This is a genomic window from Phytohabitans houttuyneae (genome assembly GCF_011764425.1).
Classification (GTDB): Bacteria; Actinomycetota; Actinomycetes; order Mycobacteriales; family Micromonosporaceae; genus Phytohabitans; species Phytohabitans houttuyneae.
In genome coordinates this window covers 300,923-325,806 of sequence record NZ_BLPF01000004.1, presented here as the reverse complement: position 1 = coordinate 325,806, position 24,884 = coordinate 300,923, and the positions used below count along the sequence as shown (strand labels likewise).

The 24,884-nt window shown below is 64.9% G+C and carries 21 protein-coding genes and 1 pseudogene; 6 read left to right on the top strand and 16 right to left on the bottom strand.

Features of this window, described 5'->3' with window-relative positions; translation table 11 throughout:
- Positions 1 to 10: 10 nt before the first annotated feature.
- The 12 genes and pseudogenes from Phou_RS54025 to Phou_RS44035 all read right to left on the bottom strand — a co-directional run bounded on the left by Phou_RS54025 (position 11) and on the right by Phou_RS44035 (position 16,359).
- Entirely contained in the window at positions 11 to 586 is a 576-nt protein-coding gene (locus Phou_RS54025) for a hypothetical protein (RefSeq protein WP_246274568.1), read from the bottom strand.
- Positions 587 to 3,169, bottom strand: a complete 2,583-nt coding sequence (gene dpdF / locus Phou_RS44080; RefSeq protein ID WP_173069826.1) for a protein DpdF — start codon at positions 3,167 to 3,169, stop codon at positions 587 to 589.
- Complete coding sequence (dpdE, locus tag Phou_RS44075) at positions 3,162 to 6,428, bottom strand: protein DpdE (protein ID WP_246274566.1); 3,267 nt, start codon at positions 6,426 to 6,428, stop codon at positions 3,162 to 3,164. Before dpdE ends, dpdF begins: the two co-directional genes overlap by 8 nt.
- Positions 6,429 to 7,204: 776 nt before the next feature.
- The gene (dbpB, locus tag Phou_RS44070; protein WP_173069824.1) at positions 7,205 to 8,422 is read right to left on the bottom strand and encodes a DGQHR domain-containing protein DpdB; all 1,218 of its coding nucleotides are present in this window, start codon (positions 8,420 to 8,422) and stop codon (positions 7,205 to 7,207) included.
- On the bottom strand, positions 8,419 to 9,657 hold the full coding sequence (gene dpdA, locus Phou_RS44065; protein ID WP_173069822.1) for a tRNA-guanine transglycosylase DpdA: 1,239 nt from the start codon (positions 9,655 to 9,657) through the stop codon (positions 8,419 to 8,421). Before dpdA ends, dbpB (Phou_RS44070) begins: the two co-directional genes overlap by 4 nt.
- A complete protein-coding gene (locus Phou_RS54020) occupies positions 9,654 to 9,875 on the bottom strand; it encodes a hypothetical protein (RefSeq protein WP_246274834.1) in 222 nt (73 codons plus the stop codon). Before Phou_RS54020 ends, dpdA begins: the two co-directional genes overlap by 4 nt.
- Positions 9,876 to 9,982: 107 nt before the next feature.
- Positions 9,983 to 10,780: pseudogene (dbpB, locus tag Phou_RS44060) on the bottom strand (DGQHR domain-containing protein DpdB); the annotation flags it as partial.
- Between the two features lie 950 nt (positions 10,781 to 11,730).
- Positions 11,731 to 12,522, bottom strand: coding sequence for a GTP cyclohydrolase FolE2 (folE2, locus tag Phou_RS44055; protein WP_173069820.1), 792 nt, complete (start codon positions 12,520 to 12,522; stop codon positions 11,731 to 11,733).
- Complete coding sequence (gene queD / locus Phou_RS44050) at positions 12,519 to 12,875, bottom strand: 6-carboxytetrahydropterin synthase QueD (protein WP_173069818.1); 357 nt, start codon at positions 12,873 to 12,875, stop codon at positions 12,519 to 12,521. Before queD ends, folE2 begins: the two co-directional genes overlap by 4 nt.
- Positions 12,875 to 13,513 (bottom strand): 7-carboxy-7-deazaguanine synthase, encoded by a 639-nt coding sequence (queE, locus tag Phou_RS44045; RefSeq protein WP_246274564.1) that lies wholly within the window; start codon positions 13,511 to 13,513, stop codon positions 12,875 to 12,877. Before queE ends, queD begins: the two co-directional genes overlap by 1 nt.
- A gap of 1 nt (position 13,514) precedes the next feature.
- Positions 13,515 to 14,210 carry a 7-cyano-7-deazaguanine synthase QueC gene (queC, locus tag Phou_RS44040; protein WP_173069814.1) on the bottom strand — a complete coding sequence of 232 codons (696 nt, stop codon included), beginning with the start codon at positions 14,208 to 14,210 and terminating at the stop codon, positions 13,515 to 13,517.
- A gap of 775 nt (positions 14,211 to 14,985) precedes the next feature.
- Positions 14,986 to 16,359: a PIN-like domain-containing protein gene (locus Phou_RS44035; RefSeq protein ID WP_173069812.1), complete on the bottom strand. Its 1,374-nt coding sequence runs from the start codon at positions 16,357 to 16,359 to the stop codon at positions 14,986 to 14,988.
- Between the two features lie 618 nt (positions 16,360 to 16,977).
- On the opposite strand from Phou_RS44035, the gene Phou_RS51765 reads away from it, so the two are divergent.
- Positions 16,978 to 17,133, top strand: coding sequence for a hypothetical protein (locus Phou_RS51765; RefSeq protein ID WP_218579585.1), 156 nt, complete (start codon positions 16,978 to 16,980; stop codon positions 17,131 to 17,133).
- 311 nt (positions 17,134 to 17,444) lie between these two features.
- Here Phou_RS51765 and Phou_RS44025 read toward each other — a convergent pair whose 3' ends face one another.
- From Phou_RS44025 to Phou_RS44010, 4 genes are all read right to left on the bottom strand, one after another.
- A complete protein-coding gene (locus Phou_RS44025) occupies positions 17,445 to 17,747 on the bottom strand; it encodes a hypothetical protein (RefSeq protein WP_173069810.1) in 303 nt (100 codons plus the stop codon).
- A 237-nt stretch (positions 17,748 to 17,984) separates the two neighbouring features.
- Positions 17,985 to 18,593, bottom strand: a complete 609-nt coding sequence (locus tag Phou_RS44020) for a hypothetical protein (RefSeq protein WP_173069808.1) — start codon at positions 18,591 to 18,593, stop codon at positions 17,985 to 17,987.
- A gap of 14 nt (positions 18,594 to 18,607) precedes the next feature.
- The gene (locus Phou_RS44015) at positions 18,608 to 19,483 is read right to left on the bottom strand and encodes a helix-turn-helix domain-containing protein (RefSeq protein ID WP_173069806.1); all 876 of its coding nucleotides are present in this window, start codon (positions 19,481 to 19,483) and stop codon (positions 18,608 to 18,610) included.
- Positions 19,484 to 19,487: 4 nt separating this feature from the next.
- Positions 19,488 to 20,351: a helix-turn-helix domain-containing protein gene (locus Phou_RS44010; protein ID WP_173069804.1), complete on the bottom strand. Its 864-nt coding sequence runs from the start codon at positions 20,349 to 20,351 to the stop codon at positions 19,488 to 19,490.
- Positions 20,352 to 20,778: 427 nt separating this feature from the next.
- Here Phou_RS44010 and Phou_RS44005 point away from each other — a divergent pair, with 427 nt between their 5' ends.
- The 5 genes from Phou_RS44005 to Phou_RS43985 all read left to right on the top strand — a co-directional run bounded on the left by Phou_RS44005 (position 20,779) and on the right by Phou_RS43985 (position 24,855).
- The gene (locus tag Phou_RS44005; RefSeq protein ID WP_173069232.1) at positions 20,779 to 20,994 is read left to right on the top strand and encodes a hypothetical protein; all 216 of its coding nucleotides are present in this window, start codon (positions 20,779 to 20,781) and stop codon (positions 20,992 to 20,994) included.
- A complete protein-coding gene (locus Phou_RS44000; RefSeq protein WP_173069802.1) occupies positions 20,995 to 21,516 on the top strand; it encodes a DUF6879 family protein in 522 nt (173 codons plus the stop codon). It begins immediately after the preceding gene.
- Positions 21,517 to 21,524: 8 nt separating this feature from the next.
- Complete coding sequence (locus tag Phou_RS43995; RefSeq protein ID WP_173069800.1) at positions 21,525 to 22,412, top strand: helix-turn-helix domain-containing protein; 888 nt, start codon at positions 21,525 to 21,527, stop codon at positions 22,410 to 22,412.
- 59 nt (positions 22,413 to 22,471) lie between these two features.
- Positions 22,472 to 23,002 (top strand): DUF6879 family protein, encoded by a 531-nt coding sequence (locus tag Phou_RS43990; protein WP_218579584.1) that lies wholly within the window; start codon positions 22,472 to 22,474, stop codon positions 23,000 to 23,002.
- A gap of 263 nt (positions 23,003 to 23,265) precedes the next feature.
- Complete coding sequence (locus Phou_RS43985) at positions 23,266 to 24,855, top strand: Hsp70 family protein (protein WP_173069798.1); 1,590 nt, start codon at positions 23,266 to 23,268, stop codon at positions 24,853 to 24,855.
- Positions 24,856 to 24,884: the final 29 nt, after the last annotated feature.

Sequence of the window (24,884 nt, the reverse complement as noted above, 5' to 3'; positions counted from 1 at the left end):
GCAGTCGGGGCTAGCGTTTGACTTCTCGTCCCTTCGGGTGGGATGAGCGGTGGTGCAACGAAGCCCAGTGCGGGGGCCCAGTACGTGAACCGATTCCATCGGAAGTCGTTGACGAGGGGGTGCCAAGGTTCTCGGTGAACGCTCCACGTTGCTCTTGAACGATGTCGTCGTGGCTCTTTGCCGTATACGGATCCAGGGTGAGGAACCATGACAGCGCTCGGACGAGATCTTTGGGGCCCGTTTGGTTGGCGCTGTCTGCGATGTTCTCGTTCCGAATGGGGGCCAGCGCCTGCCGGCGTAGAAGATCGTCGAAAGCGGCTACATCATCTGGCTTGAGGCTCTTCGCCACGTCGGTGAGCGCGAACTGCTCCCCGTCTTCGGCGACGATACCGAGGTCGATGAGGGTCTTCACGGCGTAGTCGAAGGTCGTGTCGTTGTCGTGCTTGCCTGGAGGGAGCAGGCTGGCCGGGCTTACCGTGGCTTTGAGGGTCTGACGGTTCAACCGTCGTCCAGGGCGGCCCAGGAGGTACCGGGTGACGATCCACATAGCGGTGGGAAAGGAAGCCGGATCGTTGAGCAGCGGCATTTACAGCGCTCCGATTACGGTCGTGATCGGCAGGGACACGTCGCAGGTTTGACACAGCCGCAGGTGGGGACGTTCGGGATCCGGCAGCTCGCGCGGGTGCACGAGATACGTCGGCGCTCGGGCCGATAACCGGGCCTGGACTTCCTGCGGAAGGCTTGGTCGCCCGTCACTGACCCAGATCAGCGGTCCGCCATAGCCGTCGACCAAACTGACGTCGCTGTCCACGATGACGGGCATCGGCCAAGCACCGCGTTGTACCTCCACGGTCAGCTCCGTGCTTGCGCCGGGTCCGACGATCACCGACATGCCGCGGCGGGCGAGTTGTGTCAGCAACTGCGGCAGAAGGTCCTCGCGAATGGCGGCGTCGCGCCACCACAGGCTCATCCAACTGCTCGAGCCCCGAAGGTGTTTGAGAGGGTCGGGCTGGTTCGGCCAGCACGCCATGCCCGGCAGTGGCTCGCTGGCACTGCGGTAGTTGCCGCCAGCGTTTCGCGAGGGCATGCGCCGTCGGCACGCCGGGCAGCCCCGACAGTTGATGGTGGTGAGGAGGGTGCCGCCACGCCACGATAACCGGTAGTAGTCGGCAAGGATCTCACCGACGCACTGGTCGCCCTTGATCACCCGACGTAGGTAGGCCAACGCCGCCGTCTGTTCTGTTGTCACGAGCCGCCGTTGCGTCTCAAAGGTCTGGTGCCAGAAGGCGTGGTCGTTGGTGCGCCCGTCGTGCACATGCGCGATGACGCGGTCGTCTGAGCGCTCGTGGTATTCGTCGAGCCGCCGCTGCCACTGTTCCTCGGGTTCTTCGGGCTGCCGCGTCGGGGGTTGCGGCGTTTCTAGAGCGATCAACCTGGCCTGCACCATCAGGTTGAGTGTGCGCACATTCCATTGGCGGTTGTGGCCGGACTCCTCCGGAATGTAGGTCGGTAGGGTGTCGAGGTTGATGTCGTAGGTGCCGTGGCCCAGGTTGTTCGCCGATCGGCGCATGCTGCCCCACCGGTCCCACCCTTTGTCTGCGCTGATCACCACCTCTCGGTTGATTCTGGTGGCGAGCGGGTAGTCGGTGGGTGCGCTGGCGAGGTAGGCGATCGCGGGGCGGCGGTCTCGGCCGCCGCGGCCGACTTCCTGGTAGTAGCGGTCGAGGGTTTCCGGTACGCAGGCGTGGATAACGGTGCGGACGTTGGCCATGTCCAGCCCGAGTCCAAAGGCAGACGTGCCCACGACGATGTCGTAGCGGGTGCGCGCTAGGCGGCCGTCGGCGTCTTCGCCACGCCAACCCATCACGGCGTCGCGGCGCGCGGTGTCATCGAGGTCGCCGGTGACTACGACCAGGCGGCGGAAGCCGGCATCGCGCAGCCGCTGTGCCCATGCCTGCGCGTCCCGCCTACGTGTGGTGTAGAGGATCATCGGTCGGGGCAAGGCGCTGACGGCTTGCAGGACTGCTGCGTTGCGAGCGGCTTCCGTCTCGTACTCGTCGATGAAGTAGCTGGGCTCGCGCCGGGTCTGAGCGGCCCATACCAGTTCGCTTTCTCCTGCTGTACCGAATAGGTGCTGGAGAGTGTGGATCTGCTGGCGGGTCAAGGTGGCGCTCATGGCCAGGGTGACCGGCGCGCGCCCCGGCGGCGCGAGTGTGATCCAGGTGCGGCGTTGTCCGGCGATGGCCTGGAACTCGGGGCGGAATTCGTTGCCCCACTGTTCGACAAGGTGTGCCTCGTCGATGATGAGGTGAGTGAGATGGCCTTGACGCGCTGCGGTTTCAAGGGCGGAGTTGAGGCCACCCAGCAATGCCTCGGGTGCTGCGATGACAACTCGCTGGCGGCCCTGTCGGATGTCTCGGCGGATGGCCTGCTTGACGTCGTCGGCGAGGCCACCGGTGTAGGCGTAGTGTCCACTGGGGCTGGCCTGCTCACTGCGTTCGGCCAGCAATCCGCGGAGTCGGCGCTCCATGTCCATGGCTAGCACGACGGTGGGCACGACGATGACGGCCACACCACGCTGGCGTGTCGCGGGTAGCGCTGCCACCCAGGCCAGCTCGGTCTTGCCCTGTCCAGTGGGCAGGCAAACGATGAGGCAACTGCCCGGTGACGCCGTCACGATGGAGCGCGCTGCTTCGCGTTGTCCAACGGAGGTGTAGTGCTGGTAGCGCGGGCCGAGGGTTCGCGTCCAGAAGGGATCGGCGGGATGCGACGGCGGCGTGGCTGCTTGTCCGGCGTAGACCTCGGTCATCTCCTGATCGACGGCCCGGTTCACTTCCGCCGATGGAGTGCGCGGATGCCATGCCTGGGCGGTCAGCGACAGCCCGGACGGTGTGGTCAACGCCTGGCAGCCAGCCTGCTCCCACTGTTCTCGACTGGGCAACGGCGGGCCGGTGGGGACCTCCAGGGGCCAAATGCCGTGGCGGCGTGCCTGCTGCTCCAGCAGGATCTGGCGGGTAAGGGTCGCCGCGTCACGCCAACCCGTCTCACCGCTGGCCAGACCGCTCAGGGCGTCGCGGAGCCGGATAACCGTGCCATCCGTGGAGTTGGCGGCATCAGCGTCGGGCCACAGCGACCACAATGCTTGCGCGTCGGCCCAGGCGTCAGACACTCGGCGGCTCCGACGGCAATCTGCCACCGACGAGACAAGTGACCGCCATCAGCCGCATCCGGGGCCGACCAAGCCCGGCGACCAGCGCGGCGGTCGCATTGACATCGTCGAGATAACTCTCGGTATCGGACAGTAGGTGGCCCGCTCTTTGCCTGGCCCGGGCTTGCGCCTGCCGAATCGCCAGAGCCCGCTCTGCCTCCGCCCGCGCCTGCTGCCCGCGCGCGAGCAGGTCTGCCGAGCGGCTCAGTTCGATCCGTCCGTGCTGTTCGGCTTGCCGAGCGGCGGCGGCGAACGCCTCGGGGCCGCCGAAGCATTCCCACAGGGCGTTGACTCGGGCGTCGCTGAGGTTGACGTCTCCGCGCTCAGGGCTGTAGCGGGCGTCGAGCCACCCCAGCAACGGTCCGTCCACGATGGCGACCTCGCTACCTGCCGGCAACCAGACGCGCTGCAGGAACGGCGGGAAAATCACGTCGGCCTGCCGGCGCAGTGCCCGCTGGGCATCGGCTCGGTCCGCAACTGTCTCTAGCGCCGGATCGATGTCGGCCTCGACCAGGAAGTCCAGGCCGAAGTGTGGCTGCGGGGCGTCACTGCGATACCCGCGCCGCCAGTACGCGGTTGCCTGCCCACGGTCGTCAACGGTGACCACGCGGGCCAGCACGTCGACGAACGGGTTACCCAACCGCAGGAGTCGAAGCTCAGGGTGGCGAAGCGCCGTGTTGCGGTTGAAGGTTCCCTCCATCGCCGCTGCGGGCACAGCATGCCCGCTTAGTGACAGCAGCCGGGGGGACACCAGTAGCGCACCACGCTCGAACCGGAGAGCATGCTGGACGTCCACGCGAGGCCGACAGCGGAAGCGTAGCCCGCCCGGGTTGTCGCCGGCGTAGCCGCGCATCGCTCGCTCGTGTTGCCGCCATTCGGCTTCCAGGGCGTTCGTGGACTCCGCAACGCTGCGACCGAGCGCAGCCTCGTGCACAGCCTCAAGCATGTCCATACCGTCGATGTCCCGCCGCTCACGGGTGAGGGTCTCGGTCACGCTACCTGCGGCGCGGAGCATAGCGGCAGGGCCATCGCACAGGGCCGCTTCCCAAATCGACTCGGCGACCCCGTCCAAGGCTTCCTGTAGGGCGGAGACCGAGTCGTCGAAGATCCCGATGGAGTGGGTGAGCAGCGTGGACCAGCCCGCCGTGAAGTCTTGGTCGTCGACTCCGACCTGCACTACGAACTGCGGTGCCGGCTGCCGCACCGCGCCGAAGACCCCGGCGAACCGGTCGACCCGGCCGAGTCGCTGCTCGCACCGGTTCGGTGACCAGGGCAGCCTTACGTGGATGACGGCGTCCGCGTCCTGCAAGTTCACCCCGTCCTCGGCGCTATCGTCGGCCACGAGGACGCCGCCGTGTGCGCGCCACTGGTCGACGGCGGCGGCGTTGTCTACTGCGCTGCGCGATTGAGAATGCTCGTGGATGTTGAGGCTGGCCCGGCCGTTGAAGCAGCTCGCGAGTCGGCTCGCGAGGCTACCGGCGCCGCAGAAGATCACTGTTCGCAGGTGTTGGGCCGCCGCACGCGTCAGCGGGCGCGGGTCGAACTCGGTTTCGCTGCGGTCGTCGGCGAGCTTGTCGAGAGCGAGTTCGTCCGCTGCCAGGATTACGGGCGAGGCGAGGAGGTAACGCTCGTCGGCAGTGAGGCCGGCGCGGGTGGCGGCGGCCTCGTCGCGGTGCACCCGCCAGCGCAGCGCATCGTGCAGGTCCTGGCTCAGGTCGTCAACGCGCGAGGACAGGACGGCCAGGATCCGGCCGTAGGCGCTGGCGTACTGCTCTGCGCCCTGATCCAGCAGCCAGTGGCTCACCTGCTGTTGCCACCACAGCAGGACGTCACAAGCACGCATGGCGCGCCCGGCTGGCATGGCGATAGGGTCCGGTCGGCGACGTCCGGTGACTTCGAACGGTAGCGCCTCGGTGTCGGCGCTGGCGGCGAGGACGTTGTGGCGGCGGTGCCGGATGACGCGGCGGTGTAGCCGGTAGGTCTCGCTGATGTGCGCACGAAGGCCATCCACCCGCACGCGCAGCACGGCTCGGAGGGTCTCATCCTGCAGGTCCCCATCGGCTGTGAGCAGTCCAGTCACGTCGTCAGCGAGCCGCCTGAAGGCAGTGTCTTCCGGGATCAGTGCCGCGATCTCGTCGATGGCGCTGGGTATCAGTGGTTCGAAGTCCGCATCGAGACTATGGACGGCCCTCGCCAGCGTTCTGCGATCCTCAAACCGGGTGGTGAACTGGGCACGGTCCTGCCATCGGTAGAGGTCGGGGTCAAGCAGGTGTAGCAGGGCAAGGTGCGTTTCGGGGCGGGCGGTGGTCGGGGTGGCCGACAACAGCAGCAGCCGCGGCGTCGAGTGGGCCAGTAGCGTCATGTCGCGGTATGGGCTCTGGTTCGGGTCGTCGGTGCGGCATAGGCGGTGTGCCTCGTCCACGATGACGAGGTCGAAGCCGTGGTATTCCGTCCACCGGTCGGGGGTTTCATGGCTGGTGATCCGCACGGTGGCGGCCGGAAAGTCGTCGATGTAGAACTTGGTCTTCAATTCGGCCTGCCACTGCCGGCGCAGCACGTCGGGCGCGACGACGAGGATCCGAGACGCAGGCTGGTCGAGCAGACGCTGTCGAATGATCAGGCCAGCTTCGATGGTTTTGCCGAGTCCTACCTCGTCGGCCAGCAGGTACCGCTGGACCGGGTCGCTGAGCACGGTCAGGGCCGCCTGAACCTGGTGCATGTAGATCTCGACGCCTGCGGAGAGAAATGCCGGTAAGCTGGCGCAAGCTGCCCGCTGTGCCACGAGGCTACCGAGCATGGGCAACCGTGCATCCCGGAAGTAAGGCGACTCGTGAGCGCCTGCAGTCAGGACCTCCACCGGAGACTGGATCGGGCGATCCCACCGCACCCGCAGGTCCTCCTGCGGCACCTGGAAGTCGCGGTCACGGTTCGGGATGCGCACGAAGTACAGATCCGGACCGCCGCCGATCACCCGTCCGGCCGACCAGCGGCCGGTGTCGGGATCGTGCCAGTACACCCGCGTTTGTTCTAGCAGGCGCACCGGCTGACACTCCTCGGCCGGCACCCACCACGACGCGGCGACCGACGAAGCCACCGACTCGAACGCGTCGACCCGTACCCGGCCGCCGACGCGCTCCCCAACCTGGGCGGTCCCAGGCACGCAAGCATGTTCCACGAACTGGCCGATCGCCAATGTCGTCGAAGGGATGCGAGGAGCCACACACGCAGGATATCTACCGCCACCGACATTCTTCACCCCACCGACAGCCCCTTGCGAGTAAACTAAAGAGGATCTCGTGTGGGCCAAATGGATAGGTCAGTCGGGAAATAGACACAAACGGAGGCCAGGCACCTCCGGACCGGCGTCGCGCCATACGCTGGACTGGATACCTCTCGCCTACCTTCTCGGCCCTGCAGCGCTCGCTACTTACGGGGCGATGGCACGGTAGTCGTGCGGGAAAGGCGGTCACGGGTCGTGTGTTCCGGATGCCGTTCCATCCATGCACGGCCCGCGACTGAAGATCCATTCCCCTCGGTCCAGCGGCGGGCGCCAGCGAATCGCGTCCGTCAGGTAGTCCATGGAAAAACTCGCCCGGCACCATGCGCCAGCGGTGACTTGCACGTCGCTTGTTCCAGCCGGCCGGAAGACCCCTCGCACCCCAGGCCCTTGCATAAACAACGTGGACCCCTGGCCCGTGAGGGGGCAGGCCTCGTCGTTGCGGCACCGGCAAAGGGCGCCGTCGATATGACTCAGTGAAACCTTTGATGCGCATGAGCTGCGGGTTGCCGCCGGGCCGGATGGGTCGATCGGTCAGCCGCCAATGGGGAATCCGGCCCCTTGCTTGGGAGATCCCCCTCGTTACGTGGCTGCCGCCATCCGACGCCCTCTCAGCCGCCAAATGCCGACAGCACAACAGGCGCGCTCCACTGGTGGACTACGAAGCTGCCGAGGGTAGCCCATCCCTCTTGCAGTTGTTCGCCGTGGGGTCGCGTTGGCTACCGTCGGCGCTTCGCCTTGCGCCCGTTTCCAGTGGTGAGGCTCGCACGGTACCGCCCCAACAGGAAGTCGGTCACTCGCTGGATATCACGGGGAGTGTTTTGGATGTCGTTCCAGCGCCATACGACGCCGTCGCCGAAGTCCCAGGTGCCACCGGTCCAGCGGCAGTCGTCTTTAACGGTCTTGAGGGCGGCGGCGAACTCGTTGGCGTCGGGCAGGTCCTCGCCCGGCCCATGGTGGTCAGCGATGGCATCCATGAGGAAGCCCATACTGATGACGCCCGCACCGTGCATGAGCCGCGACTTGCGTGGCGGCTTGTTCCAGGCTTCCTCTCCGAAAACGTCCCGGACCGCGGTCCAGAAGTTGGCCAGGACGGTGAACATGAGTCCAACGTTCGGAAGTGCGTCGTCCCCGCGGAACCGGTAAAGCACTCCGTCGGAGATGCTGTTCTCAACCATCTTGAGGACCGAGTTATCTTTTATGACCCCGGTTGGATTGGTTGGCGTTTGGATCATGTGCTGGAGCGGGGAACGCTCGTCGTAATTGAGGCGCTCTAGCACAGTGGCGGGCAGTTGCCGTACCCGCAGTGGCGTGGGCAGCGCTCCGGAGGCGGTGGGTAGGAGCTCGTGTATGAGACCCTTCGGCAGCGGCTTGGTCGAGTTGACTAGGATGAACTGGGATCGTTGGTCGGCGTGCTCTCCTGTGATGAATGCAGTTACGCAGATCGGGAAGGCATCGACGCTGGCGTCGCGGATTGCCGCGCAGCGTTGCTGCCCATCGACGATAAAGCCGGGCTTGTCTACGTCTTCCCATAGGTGATTGATCGGGACCTGGAGCGTGCCTGTACGCACATAGCCCGTACCTTCGGGCTCATTCCCAGGAGTCGTGGCAGGCACAAACTTCACCCGCTCGTCAAAGGCGATCACGATCGCGTTGGGGAGCAGCGGGTTGTCGTCGGATTCGATGTAGCGGCGGATGGCGGCGACATGGTTGAGGACTTCGGGGCGCTGGTAACCGTGCAACTGCTTCTGTTCGTCACGACGAACCCGAGACACAGCGGCAAATTGCGGAACCTTTTTACCGTCGATGGCGAAGGTATAGAGCCTCCGCGTTGGTCCTTGTCGGATTTCCAACGCTGGCACGCGGAGAAGCTGGACGGCGCCGCCGGCGGGCGTGTTTTTGTCAGCAGCGCGGGCCGTGGCACGTATGCGGGTCACGAGTCGTCCTTCCCCAGTTGGGCACGTAGGCGTTGTCCGAAAACATACAGGTTGTGGAAACCACGTCGTTTGTTGCGTTCCGATCCGCGGAAGATGATCACTTCGACGCCGACAGTGCCGCAGATTGTACAGCCGCATGTGCGCCAGGGGCGGTCCTCGAGGGTTTGGCGGTACTGGGCGGTGCGGTCGGACTTGCCGTCCCACACCGCGCTGTAGGCCTGCAGTGCCTCCAGGACGGGATCGGCGTCGACTTGACCTGTGTCGTACTGGCGCAGTAGTTGCAATGCCGTGCGCTCCAGGCGCAGGGCCTGGTCTTGCTGGATCTCGCCGGACTGGATGCGCTTTTTGAGTTTGGCGTTACCGTCGACTTGCGGTACTCGTAGCGCGATGTAGTTGCGCTTAGGGGTGTAGTAGTTGTCCTTGTCGTCTTTGAACGCCTGCCGGAACGGTGATGTGCTGTCGAAACTGGTGACCCCGTGACTGGTGAATGTGGGGATGTCTTCGTAGCGGCTGACGCCGAGCAGGTGGAGTTGGGTGTTTCGGTTGCGGACGTTGTCAATAGCGCGGAGGCAGGCAAGTATCTCGTACGTCTTGAGTGGGACCATGCCGCCAAGGGCGATGCGTTTGTAGCCAATGCGCTGCAGGGTAGTGATGGCGTCTGCGTAGGATTCTGGGCTCCACCCTTGGGCGACACCGACCGGCGTGAAGTGGACGTCCCGGGCGCTGCACCGTTTCCAAAAGTCCGCAGCCAGCGTCAGGGTGATCTCTTGGCGTCGTACCCATTCGGCCGCGCGGGGGTCGGTTCGGACCACGGTCGGTTCGTATTGGAAAATGACGTGATCCACGGCGATGCCGTAGTCGAAGCCGCAGCCGTCGTAGAAGTCGATCACCTCGTCAACGGTGTAGGGCGGATATTCCTCGTTGACGTAGGAGAACGCACCACAGTCACCCATGATCTTCAGTTGGGTGCTGCCGGTGTTGAGCCGGAAGAAAGCCTGAGCGCCTTGCCGGTAGAGGCGGTGACGCTGAGCAACGGTGTACTTGCCGGTGCTGGCAGCGGCGGTGCCGTCCACGATCGCTTTCGACACGAGGAGCCCGTCGAACGGTGCGGGCTGCAGGACTTCGTGGGCGTATAGGTCGTCGCGTTGGCGGACCCGGAAGGGGTCGCGTTCTTCGGTGATGAAGTCGAAGCTGGGATCGACCTGGTCTTGGCTGTCGGGAAAAAAGAACTTCATCGCAGCTGGGTCCTCGCGGTGAGGTAGACGCGGATGAGGTAGTTCGACAGCTTCTCGATGTGTCGGTGGACGTTTTCGACCGCGTCCCAGCGCAGGCCGCTCTCGTCCCATGTGCCTGACGTCCAGCGGCAGTGTGGAGCGACCAGGTCGAGGTGCTTGCGGATCTCGGCCGCGGAGCCGGGTTGGTGTACGTCGATGGTGCCGAGCACTTGGTCCATGAGGCGACCCATTGCCCGGATGCCGGCGCCGTGCATGAGCCGGCTGTTGGTGGGGGTTTCCCCCAGGCCTCGGGGAACGCGTCGCGGACGGCTCCCCAGTAGATGCACAAGGCGTGGTGTATGCCGTCGACGTCGGTGTCCCCGGTGCTGAGGTTGCGGTATGGGTAGAGGCAGCCGTGCCGGTAGCTCTCTTGAAGCATCTGGACGACGCTGTTGTCGGCAATCACGGCTCTGGCGGCGTCCTTCTTGCTGGTAGATGCACGTTTGATCATGCGGTAGAAGGGTGAGTCCTGGTCGTTGTTGAGTCGGTCGCACAGGTAGGAGGGGGCTTTGCGGACCGTCAGGTGTGTCGGGAGCGGGCTGTCAACCTCTGGCAGGAGTTCGGTGACGAGGCTGCGTGGCAGAGGCTTGGTGTTGTTGACCCGCAGAAACTGGTCACGTTGAAGGCTGACGGTGTCAGCGACGAACGCGGTGATGGGAACCGGGAGATCCGTGCGGGTGGCGCGAGACAATGCCAGGGCGCGTTGTTGGCCATCCACGATCCACGCCGGCTTCCGCCGGTCGTTCGTGGGTAGCGGCAGGGTGAGGGTGCCGGAGGTGGCGAGTCCGTCGCCGACGTTGGGACCGCGGCTGGAGACGAACTTTGCCTTCGAGGACAGGGCCAAGATGATGGCGTTGGGGAAGATGACGGGGTCGCTGTCGAGGTAGTCGATGATGTCCTGGACGTGGCTTTGTACCTCGGGGCGCTGGTAGCCGATAAGTGTGCCGGCCTCGTCGCGGCTGACCCTCGACACGTCCGCGACCTGTAGTACTTCGGCGGCGGTGAGCGTAAAGAGGTACAGCGGGTGCCCACCCGTCTGTTCCAGCCTCAGCGCGCGCCGCACCAACTCCGCCTTGCTAGTCATGATCGGCTCACCCGCTGACATCCATCGGCGCGACATATCTGCGCGTGCAGGAGCCCGAATCTGCCCTGTTCGCAAGAGCGGCCGGTGGCACGCAGTTGGCGCAGCAGGTTGGTGGCGCTGGTGTGCGCCTGCATCTGGATGTACGCACGGAGCTCGGTATCGGACATACGCTCCCCAGCCGCCCGAGGGGTCGGTGGCCTCGGGGGATAGTGGCGACGGCAGCTTCACGCAACGGTGCGCGCTGAAGACCGACGCTGTGCTCCAGCAGGTGCCTGGCGACGCGGACGTTGAGTGCCTGCAGGCTTCCACCGACGGTGTGACGCATCGGCGCGGTAACCGGCACCAGCAAATCAGTTAGCCGGGGTTGGGCGTCCGGCGGTCCCACCACGGATAGAGCCTCGGGGCCGAGGACCGCCGCCGCGGTTAGCAAGTCATCGACACACGCCCGCTGGTAGGCCTCGGACAGTACCGCAACGATCGTTGCCTGCGGGTTGCGACGTGCCAGGTCGGCGAATGTCCGCGGAGATTCACGTGCTGGTCCTGGCCACTGTCCAAGTCGACGCCACCAGTCGGTGACGTCAGCGAGGCTGGCACCGACCGCGTCGGGGGCCGAGGCAGAGAACGTGGCCCCGTAGGCGCAGACTGCTGTGTCTGCCGCGACGAGGCCGTAGCCGGCTGACGCGATCCACAACACCGCCGTCTTGGCTGCGAGGGCCTCGGTCAGCTTCTGGGCTACCTGCCAGTGTTCTCCGGCGTAGAGGTCCGCAGCCGGGTACCGAGAGTGGGAACTGTCGGCGAGCCGCGCGGTCCATTCGTTGAACCTGGTGCCCGGTCGTAAGTGGGCAAGGTTGCTGATGCGCAACTGTGGCGGCACAGGATATCGCTTGCGGTTGGTGCAGGTAACCACAATGTGTACGGGCTCGTCGGCAGCGTTGGTCATCGCGGCGTCCTCATCGCTGCCGGGTCCAGGAAACCTGGGTGAACGCAGCGTGATTGTGGATGCTCTCGTCGTTGACGACCCGGACGCGACCGCAAGCAACACGCTTGTCATCGCGGATGGCGACAATCACATTGCGGGCCATGTCCTCGACGAACACCGGATTGTCGTAAGCGGCCATCGTCACGTGTCGCTCATCGGGCCTCTTCAGCAGCGCGTACAGCGGCGAGGACGCTGACTGCTCAGCGATGCCAATCAGGTCATCCAACCAGATGTCGCTGTCGGGGTCGGCCAACTCGACGTCGATCGTGATGCGGCCGCGCTGGTTGTGCGCGCCGCGGTCACTGATGGCTTTGCTACACGGGCAGACGCTGGTGACCGCGACCTCCGCTTGTAGCCGGATCACGGCGCCACCGGGACCGGCGATTGCAGAGACGGTGCATGGATAGTCCATAAAGGACATGGCTCCGGTTGCCGGTGCCTGTCGTTCAAGGAAGTAGACGAATGACGCCGCGATGGTGGCTCGGTTGCTGCCCATCCGATGACGGAGGTCATCGGCCATGAGCACGAGGCTGGCGGCGCTGAGTTGGTCGCGCCAGGCGTGGAGCACCTCAACGAATCGGCTCAGGTGCGCGCCCTTGACGTCGCTGGCGACGTCGACGGACATTGCCAGCGTTGCGACTGTGTCGCGTTTGTTGCCTTGCCCGTCGCAGACCAGCACGGGATACCGAAGGCCCTCAACGCCGACCTCGTCGAGCGTGACGCCGCGGGTGTCAGCAAGTGCCTGAACGTCGATCAGGGTCATGATTCACCTCGGTAAACGCAGCCGGAGGTACACGTCTCGCGCACGACGATCGCTGATAGAGGCAGGGCGTCGGCCAGCTTCCCCCAGGCCCAGCGGGCGAGGTTCTCGCTCGTGGGGTTCTCCAGCCCGGGCACCTCGTTGAGGTAGTAGTGGTCGAGTTGGTCGATGACCGGCTTCACCGTTGCCTTGAGTTCGCCGAAGTCCATGATCCAGCCCGCCGTCGGGTCGACCTCGCCACGGATGTGGACCTCGAGCCGGTAGGAGTGGCCATGTAGGCGAGCGCACTTGTGGCCCTCAGGCACACGCGGCAGCCGGTGTGCCGCTTCGAAGGTGAACTCGCGAAAGATTTCCACTATGCGATTCCCAGGTACTTGTGGGTTTGCAGGCTCAACTGCCATTGGGGATGTTCCAGGCAGTACCGGACCGCTGCGGCGGTGTTCGCTTCCCGGTCGGGCCCGTCCATCGGTTGTAGAAGGAACCTGCTGAAGGCCAGGTGCTCGAACTGCTCGGGCATCGCTCCCGGCTGCGGGTACACCAGCTTCAAGTCATCGCCGGCGGTCAAGACAAGATCGGCTCCCGCTTTCGGGCTCACGCAGATCCAGTCGATGCCGGCCGGCGCGATGCGGGTGCCGTTGGTCTCGATGGCGACCTCAAACCCTTCCGCATGGAGTGCATCCACCGCTGGCTGATCGAGTTGCAGCAGTGGCTCACCACCAGTGCACACGACGTAACGCCGCGCGCGTGGGTGCTCAAGGCCCTGCCAGGCTTTCGTGACCGCGGCGGCGAGGTCGTCGGCGGTGGCGAACCGCCCGCCGCCAGGTCCGTCGGTGCCGACGAAGTCTGTGTCGCAGAACTGGCAGATGGCGCGGTAGCGCTCGTGCTCTCGACCGGTCCACAGGTTGCAGTTCGTGAATCGACAGAACACCGAGGGGCGGCCGGCGTGGCTCCCCTCACCCTGCAGGGTGTAGAAGATCTCCTTGACGCGGTACACGTCAACTGGCCGGAACGAGCGCCGGATCCGTGTACCCCAACTCGGCGAAACCGCGGGCGCGCAGCAGGCAGGAGTCACACGTTCCGCAGGCACGGTCGCCGACCGGGTCATAGCAGCTGTGGGTCAGCGAGTAATCCACGCCGAGTTCCATACCCAGCTTGATCGTCTCTGCCTTCGTCAGACTGATCAACGGCGTGTGGATCTTCAACTGCTGCGTTCCTTCGACTCCGGCCTTGGTAGCCAGATTCGCCATCCGCTCATAGGCCTCGATGTACTCGGGACGGCAGTCGGGGTAGCCGCTGTAGTCCAGGGCGTTCACGCCGATGAACACGTCCGACGCGCCGAGCGTCTCCGCCCAAGCCAACGCGAACGACAGGAAAATGGTGTTACGAGCCGGAACGTAAGTCACCGGGATGTCGGAGTTGAGCTCTTCGACGCTGCCGTGGTGCGGCACGCTGATGGCCTCGTCGGTAAGCGCCGAGCCGCCAAACACACGTAGGTCGATGTCGGCGATCACGTGACGACGCACCCCGTGGGCCCGCGCGACACGACTCGCCGCCTCCAACTCAACCGTGTGACGTTGTCCATAGCGGAAACTTAGGGCATAAGGTTCGAAGCCCATGCTGGCGGCAACGGCCAACACTGTCGTCGAGTCCAGACCTCCGCTGAGCAGGACTACTGCCTTCGACTCGCCCATCGCTGGAACCCCCTATGAGAAACTGATGCCGCAACGCGAACTACAGGGGTGTAGTTTTCGGCACCACCGTGCGTGACGTTACCCAAGAAACTGCCGCAGATCGAGTTCGCCACGGTGACAGTTGCCAGCACGGCAGCAGACCCAAGCCCTGACCAGCAGCACCCTGAGGACCGTCACCAACCCGTGGTCAAATTAGTACCCGCGTACGACAGTTGCCTATGGCCCGTCGGGGAGGTCGACGCCGTTCCACCCATCCACTGCCTGCATGTGACGAGTAGATGTTCGGGCAGACCCGTAGCGCATCTTGGAGTCAACTGTCCGCTCAGCTCAGGTGGCGACCTGGTGCTCCCCGTGCCCCCACGCAAGTCTCATCGAGGACGCCGCGTCGCCAGCTGGAGCAGCTCGCGAGCTCGTGCGTCGCCAACTGGAGCAGCTCGCGAGCTCGTGCGTCGCCAACTGGAGCAGCTCGCGAGCTCGTGCGTCGCCAACTGGAGCAGCTCGCGAGCTCGTGCGTCGCCAACTGGAGCAGCTCGCGAGCTCGTGCGTCGCCAACTGGAGCAGCTCGCGAGCTCGTGCGTCGCCAACTGGAGCAGCTCGCGAGCTCGTGCGTCGCCAACTGGAGCAGCTCGCGAGCTCGTGCGTCGCCAACTGGAGCAGCTCGCGAGCTCGTGCGTCGCCAACTGGAGCAGCTCGCGAGCTCGTGCGTCGCCAACTGGAGCAGCTCGCGAGCTCGTGCGTCGCCAACTGGAGCAGCTCGCGAGCTCGTGCGTCGCCCTTAACGGTTAAAACGGGGGTTTAGCGCCACGACGAGCGCTTCCTTCGCTATCGCAGGCTCATCCGTCTCGTACCAACCGACCGTACACCGACCTAACCAGGCCGCCACATCCGCGGGCGTAGCAGCACTTTCCGGAGTGTCAAGAAGTTGGCCAACCCGGTCATGCAATACAGACGAACCCCGATGGCCAGTAAGATGTTGCCGGAGCCGCCGTCGCAGGTGGCCCGTTGATCCGACATAAACGATAACGTCCCCAACAAGAACGATGTGCACGCCCGGCGAACTAGGAGCGTTAGCCACAGTTTCGAACGTGTACGGTTCGGCTTCGGAGAAGCTAGCCAACAGCATGTCTGGCTCTACCGGTTGTATCGGTCGCGGCTGCCGATCGACCTCGTCAGAAACTCGGTCCACCTCCTCGTAAGTACCAGCTTCCAGTTGAGCGCCAAGAAACATCTGAGCACCATGCAGGAACTCTTTTGGTGTGAGAATCAATAGTTCGGCTTTTGATCGAGCTAGCATTTCATCATATAATGCGGGTAATGGACGAAGAGGTTTACCCTTATCGTTCTGTTCGTACCAATCCTCTTTTGTATCTCGGGAGACAAAGAGTACGCGGCGAGGCGTGGGAAGAGTTGCGGTATGTCGGATAATCTCCTCCCACAACAAATAGTCGCCCGCCTTGGCAAGGTCGGTACCCTTGCCTTGGTCGGCAAAGCCGGGAGGAATCCGGTTCGGAAATCGAAAATTCACGGCGTGACGGACCAGTCGTTGAGTTTCCTCTTCATCAAGAGGATCACCGATTCGGTTCCCAAAGAGTGCCGCTATCTCAGGGACTAGAGGGTCGTTAGCGGCGATGTGCTGCGGGGTTACATTCTCGGCGTTCCTGAGTACGGCCAGATGGTCCGAGAGTTCCTTACGCCAGTCCTTCATTGCGGACACTACAATACCTTCGTCGATTCGACGAACGAGACCATCGGCAGTGGTATCGTCGTGGGCCATGTCTCGGAGTAGGCCGACTACCTCATCCCGGGCTTCAACGATTTGCCTCGCCGCCGACCGGAAGCGCTCGTCCACAATTCCACCCACCGCGCGAAGGCGACTTAGTCGTCCCTCAACTGCCTTGGCGCGATTTCGCACGAATTCTAGGCCGACCTGGTGGGGCAACCAAAGTAGCTGCCGGTGGGCGACCATGCGGAGGGCGGCGAGCACCTGATTGCGCGGCTCCCTTGTGTAGCGGTACAGGTCTAGCAAGACATTTGCATCGAGTACAACGAGGCCCTTCGTAAAAAACGCTTCGTGCTTTTCCCCGATCGCCGAGCCTTGTCGACTGGTCAACCACGCCTGGTATCGGGTAAGCATCAGCGGTTTGGTCATGGCGTGGCTCACTGATTCTTTCCCACTAGGTCGTCCATCACCGGAGCTTGTGCCCCGTCTCACACGGTTCTCTCTAGCCAACCGAATCACCCCTCAACCCAGGCAGTCAGCATAGAGGCATTTCATCCTGGGCGGGCGGCACAGGTCCTGATCAGCGAGGGCGTGGGTTGGCGTTCCACATAGGATGAACTCCGAGTAGGACTGCAGTCCACCAAGAACCACAGCCCAGCCTGGGAATCTCGCTGCTCAGGTACCTTGCCGTCATCCCGTAGTCCAAGCGCAGAGTGACGCGCCTTGTCAAGCTGATCCGATCCCGACAGAACGGAACGGCAGCCGCGGCGAAAGCCCGCACGTACAGGGCTATGCTGGTCCGTCGCCTGGACCGCGCACCGGCTGGCGTGGCTGCACCTGACCGACGAGAAGGTCTTCGACTCGGTGATCGTAGTCGTGGACCGCAACGTACTCGACGGGCAACTCCAGGATGCGATCCGGCAGATCGACGGCTCGGGGAAGATTGTGTGGCCACGATCAGCCCGGAGGACGTCCGCAAAGCAGGGACGAGGTTGAAATCCGGGTTGCTGGCGGCCCGCGTTGAAGAATGGGGAATTGATTGTCGCGGTGACGGTGCAGACCTTTCCGTTCGCCCTCGGCGAGATCCGGGCCGACTCGGCGTTGAAGGAGCGGCGGCTCGCGGTGATCGCCGCTGAGGCGCACTCGTCGCAGTCCGGGCAGATCTTCCAAGCTCAGGGCTGTGTTGACCGCGGAGGAGGTTAGGGAGATCGATCCGCGCGGTCATCATGGCGCTCGCGGACGCCTTCTACGAGGCAGCCATCGATCAGCAGACGCACGTGTGAGCACGCCCGCCCAGGGAGAGGATCACGCGTCAAACGTTCGTAGTACAGTCCCTCGCTCCTCGCTCCTCGCCACGACGGAGGCGTTGACTTGGTCGGCGGTGATAGCACCGCACAGGCAGTTGATTCTGGTAGTGCGCGCCACATGGGGCTCGTCCTCCGGGCTCCGGGGAGAGGCTCATGGGCGGCTCCCCGGTGATCATCGAGGAGCCGCGTGTTGCTGCTCTACGTCGGTTACGGTCTGGCGGGTGAGTCGTCCTCGTCGGCCTGCAGTGTTTGAAGCCTCAGCTCGCCTTTACGCTGTTGCTCCGCAAGGTATCGGTACGGGTCGTGTTTTGCATGTTCGTCGGCGTCTGCGATCACCTTCTCAATGCGGTAGGCGTCGACGAGCATGGGCGCGACAGCGTCGAGGGCAGCCTCAGCCACGGCGTGTGGGATGGCTTTGCCACGGTCGTGCCAGCTGGCCTTGATGTGCTGCGCCGCGATCGTTGCCGCTGTCATGCGGAGGTCCCGCACGTAGGGAATCGTCTGGGTCATGGGCTGACCCTCCCGGCGGAGCAGTGTTGGCTCAAGACCCCCAACACCGCCATCTTGCCTGCGTCGACACGAGTGCCGCAGTCGCCGTACGCTCACCCAGGCTCGTGATGGCGGCGCTCCGCGGGTCGGACGGTCTCCAGACGGCCAAGCCCTGCCAACCTTTCGTGACTGCGGTGACCAGCGCTGATGTGAGCTGCTGATCCACGGCTCGCTCTCAACGCGGAGGGAGTCATCGCCCTACGCGGCCGCACGCGCCCGAACCGCCGGCCGGCTTGGCCAGCTCTGATCGCCGACGGCGTACGGCCGTGGCTGGACGACGCCGGTCGGGCTTGCCGCCATATACGAGGTGAGTAGAACGCTGAGGGCCTGGGGGTCGAGGAGCCGGGACGCTTGCCGCCGGGCCTGTAGCAGGAGGTTCGCCACGACGAGATCCGGTCCTGGATCTGGAAGTTGGTAGCCCAGGCGTCGCCGTAGCCAGTGGGACACTTCGGTCCAGGAGTAGAACCGGGTGTCGCAGCCGGGGTTGAGCGGTGGTGGGAATGCGCCTGGTCCCTGCTTGCCGATGGACCACAGCCGGACAATCTCTCTGGACTTTCCGATTCGGGTTGCGATGTCGGCGAGGGTGAGCCAGTCGTTGTCGCAGACTCGGACGGGTGCGAGGTTGACCGCCTCCAGCTCCTGGATGACGGAGACGACGGCCTCGGCGAGGCTGGGCGCTTCTCGGCGCGCGATGACTTGGCGTTTGTCCGGCTGGTCGGTGAGATGCGGCTCAACGCCACGCACCTGCGCGATACGCCGCTGTTCCGGCGGACTGGCCAGGATCAAGCAGAAGTCGTACACCTCCATGGCGTCCTCCCCTTTCAGGCCAACTCTTCAACGGTCTTGGCGATCTGGTTGATCGACTCGTACGGGTCGAGGGCGATCTCGCGGATACGGTCGAGCGCCTTTTCGTACGCTGTTGCGGCGTGGGCTTCGAGGGCGAGGCGTCCGCCGAGGTGTTCCAGGAGCACGATCGACGGATAGGGCCTTTGCATAACGCAGGTGGTGAAGGCGCCGTACATGCCCGGGTGCCAGCCGGCCGCTGGCACGAGCCAAATCTTGACGTGTGGCCGGCCTTCGACGACGCCCGCCAGGTGTTCCAGCTGTGCGCGAAGCACCGCCCGACCACCGACCGGCTTGCGCAGCACATGTTCCTCCAGGAACACCTCCAGACGCTTCGGCGGCTTGTCGTCCAGGACCTGCTGCCGGTCAACGCACTGACGCACCAGTGTGTCCACCTTCGACATCGGCAATGGTGAGGTTCCCGCGGCGGCTTGGATGACCGCCTCGGCGTAGTCGCGCGTCTGCAGCAGCGGCGGGACGAACATGGTGGCGTAGACGTGTAGTTCCACGGCGCGCTGCTGCACCCACCAGTGATCGACCACGGTCAGGCTGGCCGGGCCCAAGAAGCCGTCCTGCTCCCATTGGTGGATCCGCCACGCCTCGTGCGCCAACGTCACCAGCACCTGACGCTCGGCCTCGTCGTAGACGTGGTAGACGTCCAGCAGTGCGACGACGTGGTCGCGGCGGAACGGCCACTCAGCCCGCTCATAGCGGGCGAGAGTGGAAAACTCCACACCGAGGTACGCCGAGACGTACTTCAGCGTCAGGCCGCGTTCCTGGCGTAGATCCCGCATCCGGGCGCCCAACCACTGCGCACGCATGCTCTGCACGAACTGCTCCCGCACAGTCGGCATCGCCTTACTCCTCTCTGTTGGATGACCGCTTCGCGGCCTCGGTGATCAGGGCGGCGGACGTGGCTTCGTCCAACGCCGCCACAGACAACTGCTCGAACACGCCGGCGTACCGCTCGGCACCCTCCAACTCGTGGATGACCGGATCGGCCAAGTCGTGGACCGCTGCGACCAACCCGTAGGGCGGCCCGAGGTCGAAGGAGGCGAACGAGCCGTCGACTCCGGGTAGAGGCGGGACGCTGGCCGGCAGCACCTGCACCGTGATGTTCGGCATCGCGGTGAGCTCGGTTAGGTGGTAGAGCTGCTGTCGCAGCACTGCGGCCGAACGACCTGGCGGGCGGCGCAGCGCCGCTTCGGCCACGACGGTGTGAAGCATTTGCGGCGGGCCGTCAAGCATCTGCTGCCGCTCGGTACACGCCCAGCCCTGCCACGCCACCGGACTAGTGGACTGCTGAGCGACCGCTTCGGCATACTCCGGCAGCTGCAACAGGTCAGGCACCACGGTGGGGTCATACGACCTGATGTGCCGGGCATGCGACTCCAGCCACAGGTAGTCCAGCACGGCCTCAGTTAACGGCGGCGCATCCGCGCGGAACTCCCACCGGTGCAGGCACCGCACGTCGCGCGCCAACTCCAGCAGCAGCTCACGCGTCGCGCTGTCGCCCACGCCGTACAACGCCAACAACGCACCAACCCGACCCACCTGAAGCACATGCGTCCCCTGCTCAGCAGCCTTGATCTGCCCCCACGGCACGCCGGTCACACCCTCGGCATACCGAAGCGAAACGCCGGAGCCCAGTCGCAGCTCACGCAGCTGTCGGCCCAACCAGCAGGAACGCAGCGACGGCTCGGTGGTTCGCAGCCAGGACACGTTTCTCCTTTCGCAAACGCCCAGCCCGACGGAAGCCTCGTCACATCCAGCCGGGCCTTCCAATGCGCCGAGACCGAGCAATCGCCGTTGGGGTACGGCAGACAAGCGCCCCGGTCGCTCCACCATCCAGTAGGACCGAACCCGAAGAAAAGGAAATTGCATAAGATTGCAGGACGTCGGTCAGCCAGATGCGTACTGATCAGCGGCTAGCCTTTTGCCTCTGAGTGCTATGTTCGCCCAGTTCAGGCGTGATGCCCGCAGTTGCTAGGCCGCCCGGCGAGGGACGAACCGGCTGTCACCACCCGATGCTATATGGATGCAATCTCCTGCAACGCCCCTTGACCAAGCCGGAAAGAGGCCCAACACTCGATGCCGTCCGTGCAATCTGCGCAAAAACGCAGGCCGCAGTGTGAGGAAGGTGCCACCGATGCGTATCCGCAAGATCGCCCAAGACCCCGACTCCCGCCCGAACGGCTCGCCGACGCTGTACCGCACCGACCGCGAATCGTGGCTGGTGCAGGGTTGGAACATCACCGATCCTGATGTGCTGGCTGAGATGAACATCCCCGAAGGTGAATCCGCCGTTGAGATCCCTGATCGAATGATCCCGTTCTTCTCCGAGGGTCAGGACGCGGAGCGCTAGGTGGCGGACCTGAGTCGTGCGGAATTCGACGCCCTTTTCGAGGACTTCGAGCGCGAGGTCCTCCACCTGGAGATGCGTGACGTTTACGGGACGGAAGCAGAAATCCCTCAGCTGGCGAAGTGGAAGGTCGGTGAGCCGGACGATCTGGAGTGGCTACAAGGCTGGTGCGACACGCTGCGGCGGGGTGCCGCGCGTGGGAAGAAGTTCCGCCGTGCGCTGGTGGTATCTGAACCGCTGAGCGAGTATCAGCGTTGGGCCTACACCACGACACAGCCACTTGTGGACGCCGGCGAAGACATCCGGTGGATTCCGCGGCGGCTGGTCTCATCAATTGCCTTACCCGGCAACGATGCCTACGTCATCGACGGCGCGCTCGTTGTGTGGATGCACTACTCCGGGAACGGGGCGTCAACCGGCATCGAGACCTCCACCAACGCCGCTGACATCAACCTGTGCAGCTCTGCGTTCATGGCCGTGTGGCAGCTCGGCATCCCGCACCGCGACTATCGGCCTACTGCATAGCCCGCCGCATGTCACCCCAGGTTCACCAGGCCAAACAAGCCTTTGGAGCGCGCCTGCGTGAGATTCGCAAAGACGCGAATCTCTCCGGGCGCGCCCTGGCTGCTGCCACAGGCCTCCACGTCAGCAAAATATCCCGTATCGAGCACGCCAATCAGAGCCCTTCAGAGGACGACATCCGGCGCTGGTGCAGGGCGTGCCGCGTCGAGGACCAGGCGCTGGAACTGATCGCCACGCTTCGCGGTATCGAGGGCATGTGGCTGGAGTGGAAACGGCAACTTCGGGGCGGGCTAAAACGGATGCAGGAGACGTTCGACCGGCATCATCAACGAGCGAACGTCGTACGCTCCTATGAATCGATTGTCGTGCCAGGCATCCTTCAGACGGCGGGCTACTGTGAGGCGGTACTGCGGATCGCCGCCGACTTCTATGGCACAGACGGCGACATATCCGCCGCTGTCGAGGCACGCATGAACCGACAGCGGTTCCTTTACCAGAGCGAACGGCGGTTTCTCTTCGTGGTAGAGGCATGGGCGCTGCGAACGATCTTCGGTGGGGTCGACGTCATGCTCGGACAGCTCGACCGCCTGCTCGCGGTTGCCACGCTACCCCGCGTTTCACTCGGCGTGATTCCTCCGGGCACGGTTCGCCGCATGTGGCCCGGCGAAGGATTCTTCCTGTTCGACGACGACCTGGCTGTCATCGAAACGACGAGCGCGGAAATCAAGGTGACGCAGCCGCAGGAGATCAGGCTTTTCGCGGAAGCCTTCCGGCGGCTACAAGACGAAGCCGTACACGGGCCTGAGGCACGGGCGCTGATCACGGAAACGATGCGCGACCTCACGGAAGCCAGGCACGCCTGGCCAACGATGATGGGCGACGCAGACGGCCACGGCTGAGCACGAGAACGCCGTCAAGCTTTTCCAAGGCTGCGTTGACAGTACTCCTGGAGGGCACGGTGCGACTGGTTACCGCTGTTGAACGCGATCTGCTGCTGGCCGTCTGCAAGAGCGAGGCCGTACACCTGGAGCTGCGCGACTTCTACAGCGTCGCGGGTGACGCAGAGCGCTTCGACAAGTTCAAGAAGCTGGGCTACCGCGACCTGAAGGCCGAGGCTGCGGATGTCCGGCCCTGGACCGACCTCATCCGCAGCGTCACCCAGGACAGCCGAACGGTGCGCCGTGCACGCGTCGTCTCCGAGCCTGTAACGGAGTACATCCGCTATGAGTGGGCTGGCACCGCTCACATCGTCGCGGCCGGTGAAGATGTCCGCTGGCTGCCGCGTCGCCTGGCATCGAACATCGCGCTGCCTGGCAACGACTTCTGGCTCTTTGACGACGAGACCCTACTGTTCACAGTCTTCAACGGCGTCGGGGACGTGGCCGAGCGGCAGCTAACAACCGACCCGGCGGCGGTGCAGCTCTGCCGAACAGCTTTCGAGGCCGTTTGGGCGCTCGCTACCCCGCACAGCGAGTACAAACCCCTTTGACCACGTGAGTCGTGGCAGCACGCCTGGCAATCGCTCGGCACCGGATTCCGCGACATTCGCACGGCGCCGCGGTCCTCGCGTTGTGTACCTACGTCCTGGACTGCCCCAACGATGCCGGCCAGAGATTGCCGTCCAAATGGAGCGCCAGAAGATGCTCCAGCCAGCGACCGGCAGCGCTCGTTCATGGTCATGAGCAGTCTCTCCGTACCCCGCGTCGGTTGGTGGGGTGACGCTCTCTGCCCATAGTGGTATGACTGTGATCTATGCGTTACGGGGAGCTACGGCTGACGGTGGACTGCGGTTCGGTCACGACCGTGGCCGTTTTGGCGTGGGATGACGGCTGGTTGCCATTGCAGTGGGGTGGGTGGCCGTGGTTGTCGAGTGCGGTCCACGTTTCAGCGGATGGTCGGATTACCGCGGGTGAGGGGGCGTGGCTGGCGGCGCAGTCCACACCGGACGGGTTAGTTCCTGGGCCGGTGCACGGTGGGGGTGAGGATCGGCTGCTGGTGTCGGGCGTGCAGATATCGTCCGCGGAGTTGGTGGCGGCGATTCTGCGGCTGGTGGTGGACGAGGCGAACCGGGTTGCGGGGGGCCCGGTGCGGGACGTTCGGCTGGTGGTGCCGGCCGGCTGGGGACCGCGCCGGTCGACGCGGCTGCGGCACGCCGCACGGTTGGCCGGTTTGGAGGATGTGACATTGGTGCCGGCGCCGGTCGCGGTGGGCCAGCATTTGCTGGCGAGCGAGGTGCGGCTGCCCGTGGGTTCCTACCTGGCGGTCTGTGATCTGGGTGGTGGGGTCGAGGCGAGTGTGCTGCGCCGCGGCCCGACCGGGTTCGAGATCTTGTCCACGTTGGCCGATGAGCACGGCGGTGGCTCTCGGATCGATGAGTTGCTCGTTGCCCACCTGGACGGTCATCGCCCAGACCCCCAGGCGCTTGGTGGTGGGCGGTGGCCGGTGGTGGCGGCGGTGCGGGCGGCGAAGGAGGCCGCCTCGATACATCCGACGGTGACGGTGGGTTCGCCGCCGGTGGTGTGGACGGCCGGGCAGGTGCAGGCGGTGGCGCGGCCGGTGCTGGAGCGGGCGGCACGGCTGGTGGTGGAGGCGGTCGCCGCCGCCGATTTGGCCCCGGACCGGTTAGCGGGGGTGTTTATGGTCGGGGGTGGGGCGAGTATGCCTCTGGCTGGGCGGGTGATCGGGGAGGCGGCGTTGTTGATGGTGGTCGCGTGTTTGTCCGCCGCCACGATGATCGCCTCGGTGTTACCGATGCCGACGCATCCCCGTACCCCGGCGGGTTCGGACGCGAGTCAGCTTGCCGGTGGGCTGTTGGTGGCTGCCGGGTTGGGGGCCGCTGTGGCGGGGGTGTACGCGGTCGGCCCGTCGCTGATTTTCGGGGCGCCTGTCGAACCGTTCCTGCGGTGGACACTGCTGCCGATCGTCCCACTGGTGGCCACGGTGGTGGCGGTCGCGGCGCTGGTGGCCCGGTGGGGACGGCGGCCGGCGCAGGGCTGGCACAGCTGGCTGGGGTTTCCCGTCATCGCAACGATCCCGGTCGCGGTCGGGATGCTGCTGGTCGATCATGTCAACGCCTACTACGGCGACCACATGTTGCCGAACCTGGTGGAACGCTTCGGTGGCCTGCTGGTCGGCGTCGGGATCGCGTGGACGATGGTGCGGCCGTGGCTGTGGCGGCTGGTACTGGCCGGGCCGGTCGGTGCGGTGACCGCCGCGCTGACCGACTACCGGACGATCGGCGTGCTCGCCGCCGCCTACATCGCCGCGGTCACGTTGTGGTGGTTGCAGAGGGTGTGGCAGTTGTGGCAGCGGCCCCCGCAGCGCTGGCTTCCCGGCACATGACCCGCCCGCCGTGGGTTCGACTGGTCGGG